3 protein-coding genes and 1 pseudogene are annotated in these 5,663 nt (G+C 35.3%); 2 read left to right on the forward strand and 2 right to left on the reverse strand.

What is annotated here, in order from left to right:
• A pseudogene (locus SOY52_RS09200) lies at positions 1 to 402 on the reverse strand (hypothetical protein); the annotation flags it as partial.
• 117 nt (positions 403 to 519) lie between these two features.
• Complete coding sequence (locus tag SOY52_RS09205; protein ID WP_320848661.1) at positions 520 to 3,000, reverse strand: beta-mannosidase; 2,481 nt, start codon at positions 2,998 to 3,000, stop codon at positions 520 to 522.
• A 111-nt stretch (positions 3,001 to 3,111) separates the two neighbouring features.
• On the opposite strand from SOY52_RS09205, the gene SOY52_RS09210 reads away from it, so the two are divergent.
• Both SOY52_RS09210 and SOY52_RS09215 read left to right on the forward strand, forming a co-directional pair.
• Entirely contained in the window at positions 3,112 to 5,016 is a 1,905-nt protein-coding gene (locus tag SOY52_RS09210; RefSeq protein ID WP_320848662.1) for an NAD(+) synthase, read from the forward strand.
• Between the two features lie 14 nt (positions 5,017 to 5,030).
• Positions 5,031 to 5,585, forward strand: a complete 555-nt coding sequence (locus SOY52_RS09215) for a hypothetical protein (RefSeq protein ID WP_320848663.1) — start codon at positions 5,031 to 5,033, stop codon at positions 5,583 to 5,585.
• The last annotated feature ends 78 nt before the right edge of the window (positions 5,586 to 5,663 follow it).

The following is a 5,663-nucleotide window of genomic DNA, read 5'->3' on the forward strand; positions in this document are numbered from 1 at the left end:
ATCTAATTCCCCAGTCTTTTCAAAATTTCCTGCAATTGGGATACAATTAGGACCTACTAATTTTTCTCCATTGTGGTTTTTGGGATTGTGTGATGCTGAAATCATTATGCCAGCAGCATTAGGATTTTGCATTGAGGCAAAGTAAAAAAAAGGAGTTGAGATAGGATTTTGAAATAGAATTACATCAAAGCCAAGGCTTAGGAATATTTGACACTTTCTTTCTAAAATTCTATTTCCACTTAAACGTGCATCTCGGGCAAGAATAACAGTCTTAACACTTAAATTTTCTTTAAAAAAAAGTGCCTCTGCTTGTGTTAATTTATCGATAACATCGTTTGTAAAAAACGAACTATCAGCTCTTATATCTGATAGATGAAAAATGTCATTCGAAATAGATGACACAACAACTCCTTTTTCCCCTATCAAAATTATAAAGCGGATAATGAATAATACTGTTGTAAAAAATTAAGAAAACTGAAACAAAATTAATGCGCCCCCGAAGGAGCGCAAAATGGTTAATCAATATCCTGCCCAATACAAATCATATACTCTTAGCTTTTCGCTAAACTCAGTAACAGAAATATCTTCATCCCCTTCAGGTGTGAAGGTAACTACCTTTTGAGCAGTAGGTCTAATTGAGAACATATTGTCAGAGAAAATACCCTTAATATCTTGGCTATCCAAGCTGACCCAGAAAGCAGGACGAGCACAGCTGACCTCAATTTGGAAGCCTTTTCCAACTTTCTTAATTGCGGTATTAAGCTGAGGATTTTCTAATGCACACTTTTTAGGTTCTGTTAAGAAAATTACACTCTCTCTATAGATAGAAGGTGTTGATGCCTTAAGGTATGCAAATGTAGTAGTGACATCAATATCGCTTATATCACACTGTGTAACTTCCAATACACTTTGAGGCTCTACTGTGACTCTAAATACATGCTGCCTTACCTTTTCTCCACGATAGGTTGAGAACTTTACACTTACCTTTACATCTTCAGCTTTATCTGTATCGTTGGTGATAAATACCTTTAGTTTTCCATCTTCGATATATCCAATTGGTGCAATTGGAGCAAAGAAGTTCTTTGCATGATACATTAATAGCTTCCACTTACCACTGTATTCAATCGCAGACCATGAAGCAACAGGCCAGTTATCATTTAGCTGCCAAATAAGTGTACCCATACAATATGGTCTGAGAGATCTCCAATATTCACATGCAGTTTGCATTGCCCATGCTTGTTGTGCTTGTGATAGATAGAGCATCTTTTCAAGAGAATTAGGGAATCTAAAGTATCTTGAGAAGTTTTCCAAAATTATTGAATTACCTCTAGGATTCTTTTGATGGTGCTCCATAACAGGGGAGGTTAAGTTTAACTGGTCCTCAGGACAATATGATTTTACAGTTGATAAAGAAGGAAAGCTTTGATAACCAAATTCAGAACAGAAGCGAGGCTTAACGCTTCTATATTTATCGAAGGAAGCTCCTTCATGCCAAACTGTCCAGAAGTGCATATCACCATTTCCATCATTATGCCAGGTGTCTGAGAAATCCCCTGGACCTGCACATGGACTTGATGGCCAGAAAACTCTTGAAGGGTCAAGCTCTCTTACCAATCGTCCACATACACCTTCATTTAATCTATCGTAGTCTATAACATATCTATCACGATTCTTGATAGACTCTTCATACCAAGTTAAGGCTCCTAAATCCTCATTATTTCCACACCATAGTGCAATACATGGGTGACTCTTTAGTCTAAGAATTTGATATTTTAACTCTTTTTCAACGCTCTTTAAGAACCATTCATCAGATGGATATGTTGAGCAACCAAACATCAAATCATGCCAAACTAAAATACCTAGGCGATCACAAGTATCATAGAAGGCTTCATTTTCGTAAAAGCCTCCACCCCAAACTCTTACCATATTCATGTTAGCATCAGCAACTGATTGTAAGAGCTTAATGTATCTAGATGTTGTGATTCTTGAATATAATCCATCCATTGGAATCCAGTTAATACCCTTCATAAAGATGTCTTTACCATTTACGCAAACAGTTAACTCTTTTCCACCCATTGTAACATTATTCTTAATTACTAAGGTTCTAAATGCTACCATTCTCTTATCAGAGAAATCACCAAAGCTAATATCCATTGGGTATAAGTGCTGTCCACCTTGACCTGCAGGATACCAAAGCTCTACATCTTCCTCTGGAATACAGAATGTATATGAATAGAATTCTTGCCCCGGTTTTATATGTACAATAGTGTGTTCATCTCGTCCTGCAACATGGATATTCATGTCTACATCGCATTCTTCAAATACCTTTGCAGTTACTTCAGCTTTACAAATCCAATTGTGGTCTATAAGCTTTGGAATACAGTTCCAAGATTTCACGAATGCATGATTAACACTAATTAATTTAACTGGATCATAAATACCTATAGACATAATGCAAGGACCCCAATCCCAGCCTGCATTACATTGAGTCTTTCTAACTAGATTGCGATTTGGAGAACCATTTGGATAAAGTGAACATGGAATAGGATATTTAAGATTTTTATTTCTTTCAATTGCTACCTTTTCTGCGGAGGTAAAGAAGAATTCGATATGGTTTTCACCATCGATAATTGAATCTGTAACATCAATATTATAGCGAGCGAAGAAATTATCTGTAGTTCCAATTTCTTTACCATTTAATACTATTCGCGCACAGGTATCTACACGAGTTAATGAGAGGACTGTTCTTTTTTCTGTCTTCTTGAAAGTAAAAGATCTTTCAATTTTCCAATCATTTTGGCCTACCCAAAGAGTATCAAGTTCATCGGTACCATAGTAAGGATCTTTGATAAAACCTCTATTTAATAGTGTACTATGAACATCTCCTGGGATATTTATATCTATTCTATTTATGTTATTAAAATACGAACAATTGTTTTCTATGGCCTTTGGATCTTGTGCTGAAAGAATCCAAGCACCATCTAATAGTTGAGTTTGCATGTTGCCTCCTATTAATTTAGAATTATAACATAGATATTCCATAGTTAAAGGATTAAATGTACTCGCCGCATTTTATGGAACAATTGTTCTTCTCATGATATATTTATCTCTATGAGAGATGGCTTTATTAAAGTTGCTACAGCAACACCTAAATTGAAAGTTGGTAATGTCGAATATAATAGAGATAACATTATTAAGCTAATGAAAAAAGCTAAAGAGGAGAGAGTAAAGCTATTAGTTTTCCCAGAGTTAACTTTAACTTGCTATACACTCTCTGATTTGTTTTTTCATCCTTTATTGCAAAAGAATTGTCTTGATGCAATTCAAGAGATAAAAAATGAGAGTAAAGATAGTGATTTAATTACAATAGTTGGGCTTCCTCTATTAGTTATGGATAAGCTATTTAATGTTGCTGCTGTAATTCAAAGAGGCAGTGTACTTGCATTAATTCCAAAAACACATCTTCCTTCTTATTCAGAGTTCTATGAAACAAGGTGGTTTACTCCTGCTCTTGAAAAAAACATGGTAATTAATTTTTTATCTGAAGATGTTGTCTTTGGTAAAAATGTAATTATAAGGTGTGAAAACTTTAGTGACTTTAGACTCTCTGTTGAAATATGTGAGGACTTGTGGGCCCCTGATTCCCCTTCCACAAAGCATGCATTAAATGGAGCAACTGTAATTGCTAACTTATCTGCAAGCGATGAGCTTATCGGAAAGGAAGAGTATAGAAGAGAGCTTGTTAGAATACATAGTGGAAAACTAACAGCGGGCTATCTTTACTGTGATACCTCAACAGGTGAAAGCTCAACAGATATGGTTTTTACTGCTCATAATCTTATTTGTGAGGATGGTTCAATACTCACTGAGAGTGTATTAAAGGAAGATGAGCTATTAATCACAGAGCTTGATGTAAGTAAGCTTTCCACAGCAAGATCAAAGAAAAACACATTTAGATATCTTCCTAATGATGAGTACCAGGTAATTAATATTTCACTGGATGAAGAGGAAACTAAGTTAACAAGAGCCTTCTATAAGCATCCTTTTGTTCCAAGTCAAGATAATGAAATAAAAAAGAGAGCTGAAAAGATTATCACATTGCAAGCTTTAGGCTTAAAGAAGAGAATTGAGCACACAAATGCAAAGAGTGCAGTAATAGGGCTCTCAGGTGGTCTTGATTCTACTCTAGCTTTACTTGTAACAGTTAGAGCCTTTGATATGCTTTCTAGACCTCGAAAGGATATTATTGCAATTACAATGCCATGCTTTGGTACTACTAAAAGAACAAAATCAAATGCCGAGTTACTCGCAACTGCATTAGGTGTCACCTTTATGGATATTAATATTAAAAAGAGTGTTGAATCACACTTTAAAGATATTAATCAAAGTCTAGATTGCTATGATGTTACTTATGAAAATGGTCAAGCACGTGAACGCACTCAGGTCTTGATGGATGTAGCAAACAAAACAGGTGGCCTTGTAATTGGTACAGGTGATTTATCAGAGCTTGCATTAGGTTGGGCGACCTACAATGGTGACCATATGAGTATGTATGCTGTTAATTCATCCATTCCTAAAACCTTAGTTAGATATCTTGTAAAATACTTTGCAGACTTTGGTTTTACAGAGGCTTCTGCTGTTTTATACGATATTTTAGCAACTCCTGTTTCTCCAGAGTTATTACCTTCAAATGAGGATGGAACTATTAGTCAAGTAACAGAGGACTTAGTTGGCCCATATGAGCTACATGATTTCTTCCTATATTATTTTGTAAGACACTCTTTTTCACCAAAAAAGATAAAAAGATTGTCACTAATTGCATTTAAAGATGTTTATAATGAAGAAACGATAGATAAATGGTTAACAACATTTGTTCGTCGCTTCTTTAATCAACAATTTAAGAGATCATGTCTTCCTGATGGACCAAAGGTAGGTACTATTACTCTTTCACCTCGATCCGATTGGAGAATGCCATCCGATGCAGTTTCAGCACTTTGGCTTGATAGCTTAAAATAATAGGGAGGAATACCATGAAAAAGTTTTTCGCAATTTTAATTCTTTGTGTATTTGTTACAACAGGTGCATTTGCTTCTATTTTACAAGTTGGACCTGCAGCTAACATCAATTTTAATGCAACAAAAGCAGAATCAGAAGTTGATTCATTAAAGGATTTTAACAAGTACCAATTTGGTGCTGAAGCAAGAGTTAATCTATTCTTCTTACAGCTTGGTGCAAATGGTCTAGTCTCACTTCCAGATAAAAATGGTAACTGGGCTGTTAATTCAATGCTTTCAGCTAATCTTGTAGCAGGACCTAATCTTGTTAATCTCTCATTTGGTGCTGCAATTCCTTATGTATTTGGTTTTGGACCAGATGCTTCTGAAATTACACCTAATTCATTCTTGGAACAAGAATTAATGTTAAAAGCTGGATTAAACTTTAACTTGGCATTTGTTGGTCTTGGCGTTTCATACTACATTCCAACAGGACTGGCTGCTAAAAATGTAGTTTCTGATATTCAGAAGATGAAGATTGATTTTGATAGAGGTCAGCTTTCTCTTGCTGTTATGTTCAACCTTTTCTAAGTTGAAACTTTATTATAAAATAGGAGAGTCTTCGGACTCTTCTTTTTTTTGGGAGGTGTTATGGCCGGTCGAGGTTTA

Source organism: Bullifex sp. (assembly GCF_034103065.1).
Taxonomy (GTDB): Bacteria; Spirochaetota; Spirochaetia; order Sphaerochaetales; family Sphaerochaetaceae; genus Bullifex.